Source organism: Frankia sp. CcI49 (assembly GCF_001983215.1).
GTDB classification, from domain to species: Bacteria; Actinomycetota; Actinomycetes; order Frankiales; family Frankiaceae; genus Parafrankia; species Parafrankia irregularis.
In genome coordinates, this window is the sequence record NZ_MOWP01000014.1 from 217553 (window position 1) to 238274 (window position 20722).

Annotated in this window: 14 protein-coding genes; 6 read left to right on the forward strand and 8 right to left on the reverse strand. The window is 71.1% G+C overall.

Annotation, left to right across the window (positions count from 1 at the left end; translation table 11 throughout):
- Nucleotides 1-22: 22 nt before the first annotated feature.
- Both CcI49_RS12810 and CcI49_RS12815 read right to left on the reverse strand, forming a co-directional pair.
- Nucleotides 23-2527, reverse strand: a complete 2505-nt coding sequence (locus CcI49_RS12810) for an AAA family ATPase (RefSeq protein ID WP_076826707.1) — start codon at nucleotides 2525-2527, stop codon at nucleotides 23-25.
- The gene (locus CcI49_RS12815; protein WP_235497657.1) at nucleotides 2524-3303 is read right to left on the reverse strand and encodes a hypothetical protein; all 780 of its coding nucleotides are present in this window, start codon (nucleotides 3301-3303) and stop codon (nucleotides 2524-2526) included. Before CcI49_RS12815 ends, CcI49_RS12810 begins: the two co-directional genes overlap by 4 nt.
- 450 nt (nucleotides 3304-3753) lie before the next feature.
- Between CcI49_RS12815 and CcI49_RS12820 the strand changes: the two genes are divergently transcribed.
- A complete protein-coding gene (locus CcI49_RS12820) occupies nucleotides 3754-4185 on the forward strand; it encodes a hypothetical protein (protein WP_076826709.1) in 432 nt (143 codons plus the stop codon).
- Nucleotides 4186-4243: 58 nt separating this feature from the next.
- Here CcI49_RS12820 and CcI49_RS12825 read toward each other — a convergent pair whose 3' ends face one another.
- The 3 genes from CcI49_RS12825 to moaA form a co-directional block, all read right to left on the reverse strand.
- Nucleotides 4244-4567: a DUF6457 domain-containing protein gene (locus CcI49_RS12825; RefSeq protein WP_076826711.1), complete on the reverse strand. Its 324-nt coding sequence runs from the start codon at nucleotides 4565-4567 to the stop codon at nucleotides 4244-4246.
- A 70-nt stretch (nucleotides 4568-4637) separates the two neighbouring features.
- The gene (locus tag CcI49_RS12830) at nucleotides 4638-5387 is read right to left on the reverse strand and encodes an NTP transferase domain-containing protein (protein WP_076826713.1); all 750 of its coding nucleotides are present in this window, start codon (nucleotides 5385-5387) and stop codon (nucleotides 4638-4640) included.
- Nucleotides 5384-6370 (reverse strand): GTP 3',8-cyclase MoaA, encoded by a 987-nt coding sequence (gene moaA, locus CcI49_RS12835; protein ID WP_054564930.1) that lies wholly within the window; start codon nucleotides 6368-6370, stop codon nucleotides 5384-5386. The genes CcI49_RS12830 and moaA overlap by 4 nt, the downstream gene beginning before the upstream one ends.
- Before the next feature lie 524 nt (nucleotides 6371-6894).
- Between moaA and ppgK the strand changes: the two genes are divergently transcribed.
- The 4 genes from ppgK (at nucleotide 6895) to CcI49_RS12855 (ending at nucleotide 12530) form a co-directional block, all read left to right on the forward strand.
- A complete protein-coding gene (gene ppgK, locus CcI49_RS12840; RefSeq protein ID WP_054564931.1) occupies nucleotides 6895-7722 on the forward strand; it encodes a polyphosphate--glucose phosphotransferase in 828 nt (275 codons plus the stop codon).
- A gap of 429 nt (nucleotides 7723-8151) precedes the next feature.
- The gene (gene sepH, locus CcI49_RS43250) at nucleotides 8152-10896 is read left to right on the forward strand and encodes a septation protein SepH (RefSeq protein WP_076826715.1); all 2745 of its coding nucleotides are present in this window, start codon (nucleotides 8152-8154) and stop codon (nucleotides 10894-10896) included.
- A gap of 163 nt (nucleotides 10897-11059) precedes the next feature.
- Entirely contained in the window at nucleotides 11060-11260 is a 201-nt protein-coding gene (locus tag CcI49_RS12850) for a hypothetical protein (RefSeq protein ID WP_006542635.1), read from the forward strand.
- Between the two features lie 166 nt (nucleotides 11261-11426).
- Nucleotides 11427-12530 (forward strand): YihY/virulence factor BrkB family protein, encoded by a 1104-nt coding sequence (locus tag CcI49_RS12855; RefSeq protein WP_054564933.1) that lies wholly within the window; start codon nucleotides 11427-11429, stop codon nucleotides 12528-12530.
- A gap of 110 nt (nucleotides 12531-12640) precedes the next feature.
- Here the strand turns inward: CcI49_RS12855 and CcI49_RS12860 are convergent, their stop codons facing one another.
- Entirely contained in the window at nucleotides 12641-13810 is a 1170-nt protein-coding gene (locus tag CcI49_RS12860) for an LCP family protein (protein WP_054564934.1), read from the reverse strand.
- 2212 nt (nucleotides 13811-16022) lie between these two features.
- Here CcI49_RS12860 and CcI49_RS12865 point away from each other — a divergent pair.
- The gene (locus CcI49_RS12865; RefSeq protein WP_054565430.1) at nucleotides 16023-17429 is read left to right on the forward strand and encodes an aminopeptidase P family protein; all 1407 of its coding nucleotides are present in this window, start codon (nucleotides 16023-16025) and stop codon (nucleotides 17427-17429) included.
- Between the two features lie 256 nt (nucleotides 17430-17685).
- On the opposite strand, the gene CcI49_RS12870 is transcribed toward CcI49_RS12865, so the two are convergent.
- Both CcI49_RS12870 and CcI49_RS12880 read right to left on the reverse strand, forming a co-directional pair.
- Nucleotides 17686-18027 (reverse strand): Lsr2 family protein, encoded by a 342-nt coding sequence (locus CcI49_RS12870; protein ID WP_006542630.1) that lies wholly within the window; start codon nucleotides 18025-18027, stop codon nucleotides 17686-17688.
- A gap of 1845 nt (nucleotides 18028-19872) precedes the next feature.
- Nucleotides 19873-20697 carry an ABC transporter ATP-binding protein gene (locus CcI49_RS12880; RefSeq protein ID WP_054564935.1) on the reverse strand — a complete coding sequence of 275 codons (825 nt, stop codon included), beginning with the start codon at nucleotides 20695-20697 and terminating at the stop codon, nucleotides 19873-19875.
- Nucleotides 20698-20722 lie beyond the last annotated feature (25 nt).

Genomic DNA, 20722 nt, shown 5'->3' on the forward strand with positions numbered 1-20722 from the left:
GGCACCGTTCCGCGCCGTCAGCTCAGTTCTCGGAGGGCGACGGCATCTCCGGCAGCACCTGCGGCGCGGGCTGCCGCGCCTCACGGGCCGCCGCCTTGCCGAGCCCGGGCAGCTCCCGGGGAAGGTCCCGCTGCTGCGGCCCGCGATGTGCCAGCGCGGCCGTGCGGTGGTAGTCCTCCACCAGGACCAGGAAGCCGGGGTCGAGGTAGCTGCTGCCGTCGATGGTCGGCCCGGCCACCCCTTCCATGATGGCCTCGATGTCCTCCCCGCTGACCGTCTTGTACTTCTCCAGGGCATGGGTCATGGCCAGCACCTCACGCCGGTTCGCGGCGAGCACAGCCTCGGTGCGTTCGTAGAGCTCGCGCAGCTTGGCCTCGACCTGCTCACCGAAGGGCCGGTCGACATCTATGGACGCCTGCCCCAGCTGGCTCTCGATCATGACCGATCGGGAGGCCAGCGTCTCGCCCATCGCCGACGCGGAGATGTGGCCGGACACGAGCAGCGTGGCGGTGCGCAGGTCACCACCCACGCCGACGGTGTTGTCGCCGTCGAAGAACATGCGCTCGCCGACCAGGGAGGCCAGCGAGACCATCACCTGGGTCTCCATCTCCGACTTCCACATGAACATGCGGTCCTCGACCGCGACGTGCGCGACGAAGCCGCCGACGCCGCCGCGCCGCTCGATGGTCGCCAGGTCGATCACCCGGCCGCGCTGGGTCCGGTAGGCGACCACCGCGTGGCAGGCCTCGTGCAGGGCGATGCTGTGCCGCTCACGCGCGATGTGCTCGTGGTCGTCGGCGAGGCCGTACTCCTTGATCACCCGGGCGCGTAGCATGTCCTGCCAGGTGATGACCTCCCGACCATCCTTGATGGCCTGCACGAGGGCCTCGTTGACCGTGTCCTTGATGGTGGCTCCGGTCGCCTCCGGGCTCATGATCGCCAGGCGCTCGATCTGCTCGGGCGTCAGCTCGTGGCTCACCTTGGCCAGGTACCCCTCGAAGGTCCGGATGCGGCCTTCCTTGCTGGGGTAGCCGACCTTGTAGATGCGGTCGATACGACCGGGACGCAGCAGCGCCTCGTCCAGCGACTGGGGCATGTTCGTCGCCATCATGACCAGGATGCGGTATTTCGGCGGCGGCTTCGGGCGCATTCCGAGCGTGCGCCGGACGACCCGGTTGAGGAATCCACGGGGCTTCTTCAGCCCGGACATCTCGGTCAGCAGCGCCTGCAGGGTTCCGTCGAAGTTCCCGCCGCCGCCACCCATTCCACCCATCACGAAGTTGTGCCGCTCGGTGTGGTCACGGGCGATTCGGGCCTGCGCGGAGGGGTCCAGATAGGAGAATCCATTGCAGACGTCGGGCGAGTGCGGGCCCACGGGAACCCCGAACGCGCTGTGCGCGGCGGAAAACGTGCCCGGCCCGCCGGAGAAGACCCCGTTCCCACGAGTGGACGCCCCGGTGGCACCGCCGAGCTTTCCACCGAACCCGGTGGCGAGCTGACCTCGGTTACCAAGGGTGTCGGCCTCGTCGAAGAAGACGATCACTCCGCCGTAACGCAGCGAAAGCTTGCGGAGCCGCCGAAACAGCGACTTCACCTTCAGAATGCCGACGCCGACGAACATCGCGGAGAAGGCGCCTGGATCGACGAAGACGTATGGTTTGCCGGTCTCGCCGGCGACCGCCTCGGCGATCAGCGTCTTACCCGTCCCGGGCGGGCCCCACAGGAGGATGCCGCCCGGGACGTAGCCGCCCCGGTCCTCGATCTCCTCGGGGCGCTCCAGGTAGAAGACGTTCTCCCGGACCCGGCTGACCACGTGGTCCTGGCCCCAGACGTCCGAGAAGCGGGTCTTGATGTCCTCCGGGAAGTAGACCTCGACACCGCCCTTGGACAGGAACCAGAAGATCGCGACGAACTGGCCGACCACGACGAGCAGCAGCAGCACGAGCTGCAGCACGTAGGGGATCGCGTCCCATGCGGCGCCGGGAAGGCCGACCATGGCCTCGAAGACCGACTGGTCGACGATCCGCGCGTAGACGAACAGGAAGAGCGCGAACGCCGTCACGAGCTTCAGCGCACGGCTGACCCGGAACCGGTTCCAGTCGTTGAGGCGCAGCAGCCGGCGCTCGGCGCGGCCGAAGACCTTGTCCGTCCAGAACAGGTAGTAGGCGGACGATCTTTCACCGAGGAAGATGTGGACTTGGTGGACGATCTCCAGGCCGAGCAGCGCCAGGATCCACCAGCTGGACTCCGCCTGGATGCGGAACGCGTCGCCCCAGGTCATCAGCGGGTTGCCGGAGACATCCGCCGCCACCACGAACATGAACAGCGCTCCGAGCAGGAGCAGGAACTTCGCCCTGTCCCAGAACGCCGCCGGGCGGCGGCGCTGCCCGGCACCGGCCGGCGAGCCTCCGTCGGGCTCCGACTGATCCGGCCTGTTCGGCTGCACCGGCAGCTTCGGCTGCGTCGGCTCGGTCGCACTGCCGGTGGCGGAGGATGCTGTGCCTCGCGCCCGGTCGCCTGTGCTCATGCCTTCTGCCCTCGGTCCGTCGGCTTGATCGTGAACGAGCCCGTCACCTCGCTGATCTGCACGCCGTGCTGGGCGTAGCACAACGCCGAACAAGCCAGGACGAGCTGGTAGAGCACGGTCTGGTTCTGGTCCAGCAGGCTCGTCTGGTCGATGGTCACCAGACCGGCCGCGGTCGCGACCTGGTAGATCAGATGCACGCCATGGACGCCGGCGTCCCGCGAGACCGACTCGTCCCGCAGCAGAAGGAAACTCGGCGCGAGCCGCGCGCCGTAGGGGTCGCGGCGCACCGCCTCCTCCTGCGCCGCGACCGCGTCGTCGACGGTCACGACGAAGTTGCGCAGGTCATTGGTGGAGACCGAACGGGCCTCCTCCGGGAGGAGGTGACGAACCTGGACGAAACCCTTGGGCAACGCGGCATCCGGAACGAACAGACTCGTCTCGTCGAACTTCTCCGACGCGTCAAGCCCGACCACCCACTCCCTCGACATGAGGGTTCGCAGCATCTCCGGGCTCACATTGCGGGCATCGATTCCGAACAGCGCGGGGCCGGGCATCTCCTGATGCGTCCAGCCGGCCGGCACTTTCAGGAACGCGCCGTCTTTTTTGTTCGTCACATACTGGTAACTAGGCGAACCACATCCGGCCGCTCCGGCCAGCAGCGCCACCACCGCCGCGATGACCAGGACGGGGCCTGACCTCAGACGCGACCGCGGCCCGCGTCTCGGCCGGGCTGGTGGCAGTGGCCGCGGCAGGTGGCCACGACTTTTAACCTCCACGGCGATCCTCCAGCCTCGCGAGGTCGATCCCATGGTGCGGCACCGGGCCATGGATCCACATTTCCCATGACAAGTGTGACTCGTTCCGGCGCAACATCACCTGGATTTCGCCGGAAAGGGTCATTGCGGATACCCTCCGCTGTCGCGGCCTACTCCTCCGTTCGCGGGCCCCGCCGGGTTCCACCCTGCGGTCCCCTCCCCGGGGGCGCCACTCGGTAACTACCCACAGTGACCACCACGGTCGACCCATGGCCGGCAGACCCACGGCAGCACCGGCGCAGGCCCGTGGCAGCRCCGCCAACAGCACTGCCGACGGCACTGCCGACGGCACTGCCGACGGCCCCGCCGACAGTCACCGACAGCCACCGACGCCAGGCGGGGCATACCGCCATGCGACGAACAGCGACCCACGTTCCGGACAGTTGCGGCCCAGGGGGCACACTGTTGGGTATGGCCCATTACCGGCGTGGCCGCAAAGTGCCCGCGTTGCCCCCGGTGCGCAGGCACATCGTCGGCGGGCTGACCGTCGTCACCGTCTTCGTCATGGTCGGCCTGGCGGCGTGGCAACCGATCGCGGCGCTGCCCGCGCTCGCGGTGATCGCGGTCCTGGGCATTGTCGATTTCGTGCTGGTCACGACCTCACCGGCGGCGCAGAGCCTGYCGTCGGGGCCGCTGAGCGGCAAGGAGCTCGACTGGGAGTCCGGGCTGATCGAAGCCGCCCCCGGGCTGGTCGACGCCCCCACCCAGATGCTGCCGCGGCTGGCGTTCCGCTACGCCCCGGGGCCCGACGACGCCCCCGAACCCGCGGCCGAGGACGTCCACACCATGGCCATCGACATGCGGGGCTACCTGGACGAGACCGGCGCGATACGCATGCGCTGACCGCAGCACAGCCGCCGGTCACGGCACGCCGACCGCCCAGGTCCCGACACGCGGGCCGTCACGGCTCGCCATCTCCGGCACCGCCATCTCCGGCACCGTCGCCGGACGGCAGCAGCGCCAGCACGGTGTCGACGGCGGCCCGGACAGCGGAGGAGTCGCCGCCGGCCCGCCCGGCCGCCAGCCCCACCAGGAACGCGGTCAGCGGAGCCGCCGGCCGGGCGACACCGTGCGCCACATCGCGGGTGAGGTCGAGAACGAGCGCGGCGTCGACGCTGTCGGGCGCGAGCCCGAGCACGGAGACCACCCGGGCCGTCCACTCATCCAGGACGGCCTCGATCCCGCCGTCCTCCGGCCGCTTCGTGTTCGTGTTCGTGCTCGCCATCAGCCACCTCACCTGTCCGACACCGCGGCCGCCTGCCGCCTGCCTTCTACCGCTCGCCCGCGGCCGGCGCCTACTCGGGGAGCGGTCCCGGTCCTGGGTCCGAGTCCGGGAGCGGGACCGGGACCGGGCTGACGGCCCAGGCCCTGGCGACGGCGAGGGCAGCCGGATCATCGCAGTCCAGGCAGACGCGCTCGGTCGCGGTGACGGTGCGCACCGACTGGCCCGCGAGCAACGACCGCACCGACTGCCCAGCCGGGTCGACCGGCAGTACGGCTCGCAGCGTGACGGTGCGCCAGGCGGCGGCAAGGTACTGCGGCCGCTGGGCCGGGTCACTCAGCAGCGCCACCTGCGGGCCGCCGGGGCCGGCCGCCACCGCGTCCAGCAGGCCCTGAACCTCCGGGGCGCCGAGGAACGGCAGGTCCACAGCCAGCACGACGACCCGGGTGGCCGTGACGAGCCGCAGGCCGGCGGCGATCGCGGCGACCGGACCGCCCCCGGGCGGGTCCTCACGGGCCCACCTGACCGCGCGCGTGCCCGGTACCGGCGGGCGCCGCGGCCCGACGACGACCACCGTGCGGGCCGCCGCCACGGCGCCGAGCACCCGGTCCAGCAGACGGGCTCCGCCGACGCTCAGCGCCGCCTTGTCGTCACCGCCCATCCGCCGGGCCGCCCCACCCGCCAGCACGAGTGCGTCCCACGGCTCGACGTCAGCCTGAGCGCCCTGGAATCCCTGCACTCCGAGGGCTCCCTGAAATCCCTGAGCTCCGGGGGCTCCCTGGGTACCGGTGGCTCCGAGGGCTCCCGGGACGGGCGCGGTCATCCGCCGATCGCGGACATCGGCCGCTGCGGCTGGCGGAAGCCGGGGGCGTCGATGCCGTGGCCGGCATGCTTGCCCCAGACCGCACGCCGCCACAGCTCCGCGAGGTCCTCGTCGTCGGCGCCCGCACGCATCGGCCCGCGCAGATCGGACTCCTCCCGCGCGAACAGGCAGTTGCGCACCTGACCGTCGGCGGTGAGCCGAACCCGGTCGCAGGCGGCGCAGAACGGCGCCGACACCGAGCCGATCACGCCGACGGTGCCAGGGCCACCGTCAACGCTGAACCGCTCCGCCGGGGCACTGCCCCGCCCGGGCATCGGCTCCAGGGTGAACTCCGCCCGCAGCAGCTCCATGATCTCGCCGGCGGTGACCATCTCCGTGCGGCGCCAGCCGTGCTGCGCGTCGAGCGGCATCTGCTCGATGAACCTCAGCTCGTACCCAAGCCGCAGGCTCCAGCGCAGCAGGGCAGCGGCCTCGTCGTCGTTCAGGCCGCGGACGAGTACCGCGTTGACCTTGACGGGAGTCAGACCGGCCTCGGCCGCCGCGGCCAGGCCCGCCAGAACGTCGTCCAACCGGTCACGGCGGGTCATCCGGGCGAAACGGTCCGGGTGCAGGGTGTCCAGGGAGACGTTGACCCGGTCGAGGCCGGCGGCCGCGAGGTCGGCAGCCAGGCCACCGAGCCGCAGGCCGTTCGTCGTGAGCGAGATCTCGGGCCGGGGCGACAACGCCGACATCCGCTCGACCAGGTGCACCAGGCCGGGGCGCAGCGTGGGTTCGCCGCCGGTCAGCCGGATCTCCGTGACGCCCAGGCGGGTCACCGCGATCCCGACCAGCCGCAGCACCTCGTCGTCGGTCAGCACCTCGGCGCTCGGGAGCCAGTCGAGGCCTTCGGCGGGCATGCAGTAGGCGCAACGCAGATTGCACCTGTCGGTCAGCGACACCCGCAGGTCAGTCGCGACTCGCCCGTAGGAATCGGTTAGCCGCATTTGGCCAGAGTAGGTGGGCCGCGGACCCGGCACACGCGTTGGCCCGCCACCAGCCGCGGACCGACCGCCGAACCGACCGCCGAACCAACCGCGGGGCACGACGACGCAGCGCAAGGTACCAGGCGCGGCGCAGGGAACCGACCGGCGCGAGCTGACCGTGCCACATATGAACGACCGTCACCGCCGAAAGCGCCCGTCGCTGCCACGACGCCCCGCCGGCCTGCGAAACTACAACAGGTGCCAGCAGGCCGGCCCGCTACACCGACCGGCCCGGTACCGGGCGGCCTCCGCGCCCGAGGCCCGGCCGGGTCAGCGCCGACCTCCAGCGGAGGGCACACAGAGCGACATGCCGGACGCACGGCGACACAACGACATCGCGAGACACGGTACGTCGACCTGATGTACCGCGACGGGACGTACGTACAACGGACCACGAACGGCCTGCGGCGCCCCGGCGCACCGTGGGGCGCGCTGAAGCGGAACACTGCGGAACACTGCGGAGCACGACGGAGAGGACGGGGTAGATGCGGGTCTTCGGGGTCGACATCGGCGGAACCGGCATCAAGGGCGCCCCGGTTGACATCGAGGACGGAACGCTCGCCGCGCCCCGTTTCCGGATTCCCACGCCCCGTCCGGCGGACCCGGAGTCGGTGGCCCGGACCGTCGCCGAGGTGGTCGAGCACTTCGACTGGTCGGGCCCGGTCGGCGCGACCTTCCCCGCAGTGATCAAGTCCGGGGTCGCGCGCACCGCGGCGAACGTCGATCCAAGCTGGGTGGACACCGATGTGTCCGCGACGTTGTCCACCGCGCTCGGCTCGGCTCTGGGCGGTACCGAGGTCTCCGTCGTCAACGACGCCGATGCCGCCGGAGTCGCCGAGATGGCCTTCGGCGCCGGGCGCGACACGTCCGGCCTCGTCGTCATGACGACCTTCGGCACCGGCATCGGCACTGCGCTGTTCCTCCACGGGCAGCTGGTCCCCAACACCGAGCTGGGGCATCTGGAGATCCACGGCCACGACGCGGAGACGAAGGCCTCCGAGGCGGCCCGGGAGCGCGAGGACCTCTCCTGGGACAAGTGGGCCAAGCGTGTGAACCGGTATCTGGCCACGGTCGAGGCCCTGCTCTGGCCAGATCTGATCATCATCGGCGGCGGTGCGAGCAAGAAGGCCGACAAGTTCTTCGATCATCTCCAGCTGCGGACGAAGGTCGTCCCCGCGCAGCTCCAGAACGATGCGGGGATCATCGGCGCCGCCCTCGTCGCCGTCGGTGACCAGACCCGCCCGCGGCCGGTGCCACGACCGACCCGCCGCCGCGGCCCGGCGACCAGGCCCCCCGGCGGCCGGCGCCCCTGAGGCGGCCGGCGCCCCTGAGGCGGCCGGCGCCCCTGAGGCGGCCGGTGCCCCTGGCGCCCGACGAATCCGGCATCGAAGCCGGCGTCGATACCGACACCACCCGAACGGGCCATCCGGAACGGGTGGCACCTCGGGCGGTGATTCGTCACACCGGCCCCGCCGACAAGCCCCCGACGTGTCCAGAACCTTCCGCGAGAGTCAGACTGTGCGTGTCGTCCGCCGCAATGCGACTGTCTGGCGCCATCAATGGCAGGCTGTCACCTACCGGGACGCATGGCGGCGAGGCGGTTGCGCGCGCACTCCGTGCTCCGGTGCGCCCTCAGGGTGTCCAGCGGGGCACACCGGTGTTCGGCCCCGTGCGGGCGCCGCGGCACGGTGTGTGCGCCGCGGCGGCCCCACGGCAGGAGATCGACGGGAGGAGAAGGCGCCATGCGCGAGCTGCGGGCGGTCGCACTCAGCGAGGACGGCGGCTACCTCGTACTCGCCGACGCAGCCGGGCGGAGCGACGCGGAACAGTTCCGTGTCGCCGTCGATGATCGACTACGGGCGGCCCTGCGCGGGGCCCGACGTAGTGAAGTACGCGCGGAAAGCGCGCTGACCCCCCGTGAGATCCAGGCGCGGCTGCGAGCCGGCGAGACCGCGGCGGACGTCGCGCGCGCCGCCGGCATCCCGGTCGAGCGGGTCGAGCGGTACGAGGGTCCCGTGCTCGCCGAACGTGCCCGAGTGGTCCAGGAGGCCCGGGCGGCGTTGCTACCGAAGGATCCCGGCGGGATCCCCGGGCGCCCGCTTGGTGAGGTCGTCGACTCACGCCTGCTCAGCGTCCAGGACGACCCGGAGACCGCCCAGTGGGACGCCTGGCGCCGCGTGGACGGGATCTGGCTGGTTCAGCTCACCTCCGACAGTCGCTGCGCCCGCTGGACGTGGGACCCGGTGGTCCGTCGCGTGCGCCCGCACGACGACGCCGCCCGCGCGCTGGTCGCCCCCGAGTCCGCCGAGCTCCCGCCGGCGCAGCCGCCCGCACAGCCACCGGCACGCGCCGGCGGACCCGCGCTCACACTCGTGCATGACCAGGGGGCCGCACCGGCCCACCCGGGCGCGATGGGCGCTGCCGCGGGCTACAGCCAGCCGTCGTCGCTTCCCGCCACGCCGGCGGCCGTCCCGTCCGCGGCGGTCGCGAACGCGACGGGCTACCCGCCGGGCGGCTCCACCGCCGGGTACGGATCCACCACGGACGAGGCCGGTTACCAGCCCGCCGACCACTACTCACCGCAGCCTGACGGCGACGGATTCACCCCGGCCGTGCCCGGGCCGGCCACGGCCAGCGCATCCGTCCCGGCGACCACCGCCGGCCGGGAGGCCAACGACTACGAGCGGGCCGGCTACGCCCCGGCCGCGCCCGGTCGGCCGGGGCCCGAGGCCGGGTACGGCAACGACGCCAACGGCTACGACGCCACGGGCTACGAGGCCAACGGCTACGGCACCGGCCGATACGACACCACCGGGTACGAGACCACCGGCAACGAGGCCCGTGGGTACCGCACCGGCCACGAGGCCGATGGCGACGCGGACGGATACCGGCCCACCGGCTATGCGCCCGACCGCGGCGGCAACTCCGGCCACGGCGCCCCCCGTTCCAGGTCGCCCGAGCACACCGGGCCGACCCGGATCGGCGCTGGCCGCAACGGCGGGCTGCGCCCCACCACGGAAACCGGCGCGGCGCCGGAACGACGCGTCCCCGCCGACGGATCCAGGAGGGAACGCGCCGCAGGCAGATACCTCGCCGGTACCGGCCCCGCTGCCAGCGCCTCCGACGAGTTCTCGGCCCCATCCAGCACCCCCGCCGCGCCCTCCGCGCCGAGCCGCCCAGCACCCGCCTCGCGCCGCGCGGCCGCCACCCCGTGGCCCGGAGGCCCCGGTGGGCTGCCCGGCGTCCCCAGCCGGCAGGCAGCCGGCCGGCGCACGACGCCGCCGACGGGCAGGTTCGGATCCCGCGACCGTGCGGTCGCGGGATCCGACGAGGTGTCGCCGGTCGAACACCACACTCCGGTCGAACACCACGCTCCGGTCGACAGCCATGCTCCTGCCGACCACAGCGTGCCCACCGGCCACGATGCTCCGGTCAGCGACCGGGCCGGTTCGGTCGGTCCCGCCCGGATCACGCCGCACCGGCCCGCGCAGGTCCGTGAGCCGGCGGAGGCGGTCGGCGGCGAGGTTACGCAGAGCTGGGCCGAGCCGGACGACCGCCAGGGATTCGGGAACGAAGGCGCCGCCGGCGAACAGTTCGAGAACGAACGGCTCGGATTCGAGGACGAGCGGCTCGACCGCGACGGTTTCGAGGGCAACGGTTTCGACGGCACAGCGGCGGCATTCGACGCCGGCCTCGCGGCCGAGACCGTCCCAGACGGCGAGGCCGGCCCGGCCCGGGAGGCGGGCAGCGAGCCGCCACACGCGGGCCTGCCAGGCCAACCCGCTGCCGCTGCCGCGAGCATGGCTGCGGCGGCGGACGAGCCGGCAGCGCCGCGACGCGCGGCCGCGGCCACCCGGCCGCCGGCGGCGGTCTCGCCCGCGGAGCCCGTGGCACCCGCCCCGACCGCGCCTGCAGCCGCTGCGCCCGCCGCCGAGACCCACGACGCCGGGGCGAGTCGGCGGCCAGCGCGGCGCCCCGCCGCGGCGGCCGGAGGGGCCCGCCGGGCGCCGGCAGCCCGGGCCACGACCGGACGGCCGCAGGCCTCCGCCACCGGCACGCCCACATCGGCCGCACGCGCCGCTGGCACCGCGCCAGCCGGCACCGCGCCAGCCGGTGACATCGTTCCGGACGAGCGGGTGCCTGCTGACGCCGGCGCGGCCCAGGGCTCAGGCTCCACCGCAGACGCCGCCGTGGACATCTCTGCCACCGACGCCGCCACCGCCGCTGACGCCGCCTTCGACGAGGCGGCCGCCACCGCACCGGCAACGGCGACCGAAGGCGCGCCTACCTCGGCGGATACCGACAGTGCGGAAGACGCCACGGACGGCACCTCAAAGACGTCCAAGGGCAATCAGACCACTGCTGCGGGTAATCGTGGGCGCCAGAACGGGACAGGTCGTGGCAGCGAACGTCCCGCAGGCGGTCGACGCGGACGCAAGTCGGTGCCAGCATGGGACGACATCGTGTTTGGTGCTCGCCGGCCCTGACCGGCGGGGGGGCACCAAAGGCGAGGTCCGCCACCGGTCCGCCACCACGGGGCACCGGCGGCGGAAGCCGCTCTGGGTGCAACGACGCCGAGAGAGCCGGCTGTGAGTAAACCGTCACATGGTCAGGCGGAACGTCTGGCCGCTCAACACAGTTGGAGAAGGTGTGACAGGGACTACCACGAAGCCGACGCTGACCAACCTCGACCGTTGCGACAGGTGCGGCGCACAGGCCTACGTCCGGGTCGTTCTGCCTGGGGGCGGAGACCTGCTGTTCTGCCGCCACCACGCGAAGTCGCACGACTCCAAGCTCCGCTCGGTCGCGGTCGAGTACCACGACGAGACCGAAAAGCTGAGTGTCTCCTGACACATCACGCAACCGGGGGCATGCCGTGATCGCACGGCATGCCCCCGACTCACGTCCGGCCTGGTGTCGTGGCCGCCAGGCCGGGCGTACGAGCCGCCGCTGACGGCTGCCGAGCCCCGCAGGTGCCCTCGCCCGCGCCATAGCCGGGCAGTCATACGGTAAGTGTGTGTCCACCACCGGGAACGAGCCGGGCCGCACCCTGGCTGCCCCGGAAGGTGGGCTGCGTGCTCTGTCGAGCCGTGCGCTGTCGACCAGCGCGCGGGTCGCCGCAAGGCGGGCGTTGCGCGCCCTCACCTGGTTCCGGGCGTTCGCGCGGTCGGATGGCCCGGATCGGGGCGAGGCCGTGCGAGACCTCGCCCGGCGGCTGCTGCAGCCGAGGTCCTGGGTTCCCTGGGGCGCGCTGCGACTGGCCCGGGCGACGGTCGCCAACGCGTGGCGGCACCGCGTCCTCGGGCTCGCCGCCGAGGCGGGCTTCTGGCAGCTGCTCTCCATGCCACCACTGCTGCTCGCGCTGCTCGGTGCGATCGGCTACCTCGGCGACGTCCTCGGCGGTGACGCCGTCGACAACGTCCGGCAGAGCATCCTCGGCGGTGCCGACAACCTGCTGACCGCGTCGGTGGTCGACGGAACGGTCCGGCCGACGATCGACCAGATCCTCTCTCGCGGCCGCCCGGACGTCATCTCCATCGGTTTCCTGTTGTCCTTGTGGACCGGGTCCACCGCCATGGCGACCTTCGTCAACACGATCACGATCGCCTACGGCCAGCGGGACCTCCGTTCCGCGGTCCGCAGCCGACTGCTCGCGCTGTGGCTGTTCATGGCCCAGGTAGCGACCGGTGTCATCCTGCTGCCCGCGCTGGTACTCGGGCCCAGCCTGCTCTCCGACCTGCTCGACGCCGGCCGGCACCCAGCTGTGGACGAGCTGCTGCGGGACGTCTTCTGGCCCGTGGTCGGCGTGGTGGCGCTGGCCATGCTGACGACGCTCTACCATCTCGCACTGCCCCAGCGACGCCCCTGGCGACGGGCGCTGCCGGGCGCCGCCCTCGCGCTGTTCCTCTGGCTGGTGGGCAGCTATCTGCTTCGGATGTACCTGGAGCTGGTCTTCAGCAACGAGCTTGTCTACGGCTCGCTCGCGGCACCGGTCGCAGCGCTGCTGTTCTTCTACATCACCGCGCTCGCGGTACTGCTCGGCGCGGAGCTGAACGCCGCACTGGACGAACGACCGCCCCGCCCACGCCGGGGCGGTGAGCATCGGGCCCGTCCGCGCTAGCGTGCTGGCATCCGCCTCGGCTCTCGCCAGGGCGGACGTCAGCACGGGTGCGGGCTTCACAGGTGCGCGGGGCTGGCGCAGGTGCGGGCAGGCGCAGGTGCGCGCGGGCTTCAGTAGGTGCAGCCGGCTCCCTCCGCCGGCGCGGGCGCGGCCTGGGCCAACGTGACGGTGCCAGGAGCCCCCTCGTCGAGCTGCGTGACGAGGCCGGCCGTCCTGGCCGGGTGGGCAGCCGTGGCGGGTGACCAGTTCACCGCACGTGCGGACGTGGTCGTCGAGTCGCCGGTGTGGGGTGCCGCGGCGCTGCGCTGCGGGGAGCCGCCAAGCTTGTCCAGCAGCTCCGCCAGCTCATCGGGCTTCGCCAGGAGTACCGACTGCTCGCCCGCCCTCCCCGGGGTGGCCGGCACGGTCGCGAAGGTCACCGCACCGCTGCTGATCCCCTGCATCCGGATGGCCAGCAGGCGCAGGTCGGCCAGCGAGGTGTTCTGATCCAGGGTCAGGGCGGAGGTGGCCGCGTCGACGACATCCAGGAGCTTCTTCGGGTTCAGCAGCGTGCTGGTCGAGGCGACCGATCTGAAGACCACACCGAGGAACTGCTGCTGGCGACGGATCCGGTCGATGTCGCCCTCCGGCAGGCCGTAGCGCTGCCGGACGAACGCCAGGGCCTGCTCACCGTTGAGCGTGTTGCTGCCGACCTGCCCCTGCCAGCCGGAGTACCGGTCGCTCAGGTTGTTGAAGCCGCGCGCCTTCAGATCGGCCGACAGCTCCTTCACGCAGACCGTCACGCCGCCGAGCGCGTCCGTCATCGCCTGGAAGCCCACGAAGTCGATCTGCAGGTAGTGATCGACGCGGATGTTGGTGAGCGTCTCGATGGTGCGGATGAGCAGCGACGGCCCGCCGTAGGCGAAGGCCGCGTTGAGCTTGGACTTCTGCGCCTCGTGCGCGACACCGGATGAGTCGGTGTAGGCGGGAATCTGGACCCAGAGGTCCCGGGGAAAGGACAGCAGGGTCGTCGAGCCGTCGGCATCGAGATGAGCCAGGATCGTGGTGTCCGATCGTTGCCCTTCGGTCTGCCCGAACTCGCCCCCGGTACCGGCCCGGGTGTCAGAGCCGACCAGAAGGATGTTCTGGGTGCCCGACCCGGCCGCGGCCGGGCGCGCGGAGGCGTCGGAGAACTTCAGCTCCACCCGCCCGACCTTGCCGTCGTAGTGCCGCAGCACGGCCCAGCCGGTGGTCGCCCCCAGGAGAAGGACGATCGAGACGAGCGCCGCGCACGCCGTCACGGTGCGGCGCAGCCCACTGGCCGGCCGGCGCTGCTCCTCCTGGGCGGGGGCGGGCCCATAGGGCTCGTAGGAGTCATAGGGGTCGCGGGGCCCGCCCGGCCTACCCGACCTGTTCGGTCCACCCGGTGGGCCGTGGCGGGCAGGCCCGTTCGGAGCTGGCCTCGGCTCACGCTGCGGCCAGCTACCGGCAGGCCAGTTCTCCGCTCCGGGCGCACGCCGGGCGGAACCCGCCGCGGGCGGTGGAGTGGGACGTGCCTGGCCCGGACGAGGTGGACCACCACGCTCGGGGGCCGCCGGGCGCTCCTGGGGCCGGGGCTGGCGCGCCGGGGGGCGCCGGGGTGTTCCGGGCTGCCGAGGTGCTCCGGGCTGCCGGGGTGCTCCGGGCTGCCGGGGTGCTCCGGACTCCGGAGGCAGCGGTCGGCCAGACCCCCGGCCCGGTGGCGTGCGACGACGGTCACGCGGATCCCAGTGGCCCGGATCGTCATTGTTCGGAGGCCAGCTCACGGCCACGTCCCCTCGTTCACCCGCCGGGACGAGCCACGTCGCCCCCACGGAGCCGGCGGACTCCTGCCGCCGAGCGCCTGCCCGTCGAACCAACGGCTGGATCGACCGCCGAAGGCCGTCGGAATCTCATCCGACGCCGCACCAGGCTGGCCGCTGCCGACGCCGCTCGACATCCCCACGGCCGCCGCGGCAGCCGCGAGCCTCGGTCGGCACGGCTACGCGGACCACCACAGCGGCCCACCACTTTTCTACCTGTGTTCTGGCGACCCGCAGGGTTCTACCGATATCTCTGTCCGGCATCTGATTGCCCGACTCGACAGTCGACATCATCAAACCGCCGGCATCCGGCCGATACCGCCCGACGTCCGACAGCCGACACCGACACCGACACCGGCTCGGGCTCGGCCGGCAGGCGACGCCGTCCCGCCGAGCCCACCGGTCGGGCCGGGGACGCCGTTCGCGGAGCCGGGCCGGGGACGCCGTTCGCGGAGCCACGTCGCGGACGCCGGTCGCGGAGCCCGGCCGCCTGGTGGTGGCCGCGGCCGATGGACGGACCACCCGGGTCCGGCCCGTCGCGGCGATCACGCGGTCTGAATACCACCAGACTTGAAAGGATTAGAAATTGGAGGGCCGCGACCAGTGCCTTCCACCCGGCGCAATCGTCGCTACCACCGGGCGGCGGACACCGCGCGTCGCGGGTGGGCACCGGTGGCGCCGATAACACGGAACTCCTGGTCTTCCACGATCGACCTGCCGGGTTTGCACCCTCACCGCGACAGGCGGTAAGTGATGAACGCCATACTCCGCCCCTCGCGGCCGAGGCCCGCGCCCCTTCCGCCCACGGGTGCACCGGTTTACCCGGCGCCGGAGCACCCCCACCCGAATTCGGTGCCGAGACGTGGCACGAACCGAAGGCGACGTACCCCTCCCCCACAGGTTGGACCCCTATCACAACCACCCCGGTAGTTCTTCCACCGAACATCTCCGGCCGAACACCGAAGTCGGCAACGATCCGCGACGTGAAGTCACGGTCCGTCGCAGCGCGCCAGGGTGCGGAACGGCTGATTGCGAACCGACGCCACTCCCCGTGAACTGCGGCGATCATTTGCCGGTGGCCGGGCCGTGGGATCGCGGATCGGTCCGCCTCTCGAGCGTCGCGCCGGACGCTCCTGCTGTCACGATGAGTACGCATCATCATCGCTAACGGATCCAGACAAAATCTGGGCGAGATCCGGTGCGAGATGAGCCGCGGCGCGAACCGGCCGGGTCCGCCACAGCGAGCGCCGCTACCCGACCATGGCTCGATCGGCCTACCGTTAACGGCATGAGCGCCCAGTCCCACCAAACACCAGCTTCACACCCCGCCGCGGCGCCGTCGCAGGACAGCCCGACCGCGGACAGCGCACAACGGAGCTCTCTCACTTCGGGCGGCTCGGAAGTGGCGTCCGTCCGGTCTTCGACGGGTGTCTCCGCACCGGCCGCATCCGCAACGGGGTCCGCGGAAAACCCGGGCGAGGAGGATCAGGAATCGTCCCGGCCGACCATCGGGACAACTCGGCCACAGGAGTCGGCGAAGATTGCCACGGATCCACAGGCACCACTGCCCGCCGCGGGCGGTGTGACGACGGATGAACAAGCTGCGGACGAACCGGACAGGAACGGACAGGCCAAACACGATGAGACGCCCCACGCGGCCTTCAGGCGTTTCATGGCGAGCGGGTGGGCACCGGTCGACACCACCGTCGCACCGCGTGACGACTGTGCTCCCTACACCACCAAGCGGCGTGGGCTTCTCACCACAAGATTCCCCTCCGACACACTCGTCGTACCGAGCGGCGGGCTCCATGTGCGGGCGAACGACACCGATTACCCGTTTCGCCCAGGCAGTGACTTCTTCTGGCTCACCGGTTGTCACGAACCGGACGCCGTCCTGATCCTGCATCCCAACGCGGCCGGTGACCATGACGCCGTGCTCTATCTCGCCGACCGTTCCGACCGGTCCAGCTCCGCGTTCTACACCGATCGCCGATACGGCGAACTATGGGTCGGCCCTCGCCCAGGCGTGCGGGAGACCACAGCCGCGCTCGACATCGAATGCAGGCCGCTGCCGGAACTGCCCGAAGCACTCGCCCAGCTCTCTCCGGCAAGGACGAGAGTTCTGCGCGGGCTGGACAGCCGAGTTGATCGGGCGGTGAGCCGCTGGGCGCCGCCCGGCACGGCCGTCGACCGGGATGCCGTGTTCGCCCAGACGCTGTCCGAACTTCGGCTGGTCAAGGATGATTTCGAGATCGCGCGGCTGGACGAGGCGGTCGCCGCGACCATTGTCGGCTTCACCGAGTGTGTGACCGAGTTCGGTTATGCGGCGACACTGCCCAACGGTGAGCGTTGGCTGGAGGGAACCTTCTGGCGGCGGGCCCGGGTCGACGGCAACGACGTCGGTTACGGATCCATCGTGGCCTGCGGACCACACGCGACAACCCTGCACTGGGTGCGGGATGACGGCCCCGTGCGACCCGGTGACCTGGCGCTTCTCGACATGGGCGTCGAGAGCCGCTCGCTGTACACCGCGGATGTGACGCGGACGCTGCCGGTGAACGGACGCTTCAGCCCGTTGCAGCGCCAGGTCCATGAGATCGTCTACCAGGCACAACAGGCTGGAATAGCAGCGGTCCGGCCAGGTGCGGCCTTCCTCGATCCACACCGCGCGGCGATGCGGGTGATCGCACAGGCCCTGCACGACTGGGGGCTGCTTCCGGTCACGCCCGACGAGTCACTCAGCGAGGATCCGAAGGCACCGGGTGCCGGTCTGCATCGGCGCTACACGCTGCACTCCACGTCACACATGCTCGGACTGGATGTGCACGACTGCGCGCACGCACGCGATGAGACATACCGGGATGCGGCGCTGGAGGCCGGGATGGTGCTGACCGTCGAACCGGGCCTCTACTTCCAGCCCGATGACCTCACCGTCCCACCGGAGCTTCGTGGGATCGGCGTCCGGATAGAGGACGACATCCTGGTGACGTCACAGGGAAGTCGGAACATGTCGGCCGCGCTCCCGCGTTCGGCCGACGATGTCGAAAAGTGGATGGCCGGCGAAGCCGTCAGGCACTGAAACCACGGGGATCCAGCCGGCCGGCCGCCCATTTGGTCGCCCCCGGCCGCAGTACGGCCACCGGCCGGCAATCGACACAACGTGGTCTGGTTCCTGCCCATCGACCGCTCGATGGGCAGGAACCAGGACGCGAAACATGATCACGTCTTCTTCGGCCGCCGGCCCGAGGAGACCCACACCAACTATCAGGGTTGTGCTCGGGTAGTACCTGGGTCGATGACTCGACACGTCGACCCGTAAAGCAGTGGGACCTGGCTCAGTGAGCCTTGTCGTACGCCTCAACGATGTTCGACGCGATACGCCCACGGTCACTCACCGTGTAGCCGTTGCTGCGCGCCCACTCACGAATGTCGGCGGTGCGGTCGGTTCCACCGGTACGCCGCGAAGCGGCGCGGGCGCCACGCCGGCCACTGGCAGCACGCCCGCCGGAACGACGAGCGGCGGTGACGAACGGCGCCAGCGACTCCCGCAACTTCGTGGCGTTCTTCTCCGACAGGTCGATCTCATACTGTGCGCCGTCCAGTCCGAACCGGACTGTCTCGTCGGCCTCTTCTCCGCTGAGATCGTCAATCAACGAGACGATGGTCTTCTGGGCCATGCCACTCTCCTTCAGGTCAGCGGACCGCAGAACTTACGGGTCTAGTATTACCACGAGAACACCGTGAACTGTCACGCCTGGTTCGTCAGACTCGCGAGGCAACCGTGACGATGGCGCAAGTCGCTGGCTCGAGGTGGGTGCTCGACGCAGCCCAAAGGAGTGGATCGACATCGACATGATAGAGAGATGATCATGTTCTTCGAATCACACCTTCCGGTTCGAAACGTCGACCCACGAACGTCCCGACGACGGCACGCGGCAACCCACCAGCGACCCGCCTCGGCACCGAGACACCGGTACGCGGACGGGCAGCAGGCTTCGTACGCCGCCGGACCGTTCGATTGCCCGGCAAACGAGGCCACCCGCACAGCGGCGTCTTTGGTCAAGCCCGGGCCCGTGAACCCACCGTCGTGTTTGCCAAAGCCGACCCGCGGCGCCGGATGAGTACGCCGGATTCCGCTCCTGACGCTATGCGCCCGACTGGCATGGACTACCGGCTCACCTGGGTCGTCGACGCGGCGAACGTGATTGGCACACGACCAGACGGCTGGTGGCGGGATCGCGCCGCCGCCGCCGGGCGACTACACAGGGACATTCTCACCCTGCTCAGCCGGCCGGATGGACTCCGCACTCCGGCGGATCGACCGTCACAGGTGCTTCTTGTTCTCGAGGGAGCCGCCCGGGCCGGTGTACCGGCCGGGCCGACCATGGCTAAGTTCGCACCAACCGCGGCCGGTACGAGCGAAATCTCCGCCGACGACCGGGAAGACCGGACACCGGCAGCAGCACCGGAACTGAAGTCACCGTTACCGAGAATGAGCGTGGAACCCCCACGGCTCCTGGTGATCCATGCACCGGCCAGTGGGGACGACACGATCGTGGAAGCGGTACGCACCACGCCACCGCCGACTCTGGTCGTGACATCGGACCAGGCACTGCGAGATCGCGTTCGCGCGCTGGGCGCACGGGTGGTGGGCTCTGGCTGGCTCCGGGATGTCCTTGACGGGGCCAGTACACCTATATGCCGTAAATCACCATGAGTATGCCGGAAATCACTATGCGGGGAATCACACCCACCCGGCACGGCCCCGGCAGCCGACAAGTTCCGGCCACCGAACCAATAGCCCTCGCGCCATCCGTGGTTCGACCCTGCTCCGCTCGGCTGTCAGGCACATCGCTGTCAGGCGCTCGGCCATCAGGCACATCGCTGTCAGGCACATCGCTGTCAGGCGCTCGGGCTGTCAGGCTCTCGGCCCTCCGCCACCCACTCGTCAGGCTCTCACCCGTCAGGCATTCGGCCGGCCAGATGACGGTCCGTCGGGCGTTCCGACACCGCCGGCGGGACCGCGCTCCGTGGCCGACCGGCACGCCTGCCCGCACGAGAGCCAGCGGGCCGCCTCAGCGGGTCAGACAAGCCTTCGAAAGGCGAGAGGGTAAATGAAACCCCGGATTCGCCGCGTCGCGCCGCACAGACGCTCTGAGCCGCTCGCCCAGGCGCCCGGCCCCTCGCCATCGGGCCGGGCCACATCCGGTACGGGATCCCGAGGCCCCCAGCCGGCCCGAACACCGGCACGGGACCGACGGCCCGCCACCGCCACCGCGCCTGCACGGGCACCCACCGGTTGTGTTCCCCGTGCACGAAGCCACTCACCACGAAGCCACTCACCACGAGGCCGCCGCTACGAAGCCACCCAGGATGGTGGGCCCGGTGCGGGAATCCCCGCCCGGCCGCCGCATCAGGCCAGGTGCTGCCAGTGCCGCGGCCGGCATCCGATGCGGGTCAGGCCCGCGCCGGTCCGGCCGGACCGGCCGGACCGAAACCGCCGGCCGAGTCGAGACCGGAGATCAGGCTGAGACCGAAGCAGACGGTCGCCGTGGCCCCGGAGCGGCCAGTCGAGCCGAGTACCGGCCCGCCGTGGCCGTCACCTCCAGGGGAAGCCCGAAACAGGCCGACAGATGCTCGGAGACCAGGACCTCGGCCGCCGGGCCGGCCGCGAGAACCTCGCCGCGGCGCAACAGCAGCGCGTGGGTGACCCCGACGGGGATCTCCTCCACGTGATGGCTGACAAGGACCGTGACCGGGGCACCGGGATCGGCCGCGAAGCGGGTGAGCCGCCGCAGCAGCGCCTCCCGGGCGCCGAGGTCGAGGCCGCTGGCCGGCTCGTCCAGCAGCAGCAGCTCGGGGTCGGTCATCAGCGCGCGGGCGATCTGGACGCGCTTACGCTCTCCCTCGGAGAGCGTGCCGAAGCTCCGCTCGGCCAGGCTCCGGCAACCGAACTGGCTCAGCAGATCCGCCGCCCGCTTCAGGTCGACCTCGTCGTACTCCTCGCGGCCACGCCCGAGCACCGACCAGCCCGCGGTGACCACCGCGTCGAGCACCCGCTCGTAGTGCGGGGGCTTGTCGCTGAGAACCGGGCTGACGACTCCGACCCGGTAGCGAATGTCCTGCAGATTGACCCGGCCCATCCGCTCGCCGAGAAGATCAACCTCGCCGGAGGTCGGGAACAGCCGGGACGAGGCGATCTGAAGAAGCGTCGTCTTACCCGCGCCGTTCGGACCGAGCAGCACCCAGCGCTCGCCCTGGTTCACCACCCAGTTCACGTTCCGCAACAGGTGTACCCCATCGCGCCTGACCGTGACGTTCTCTAGGCGCAGCACCGCTTCCGGCATGACGCTCACGTTACGCGAGGCGGCG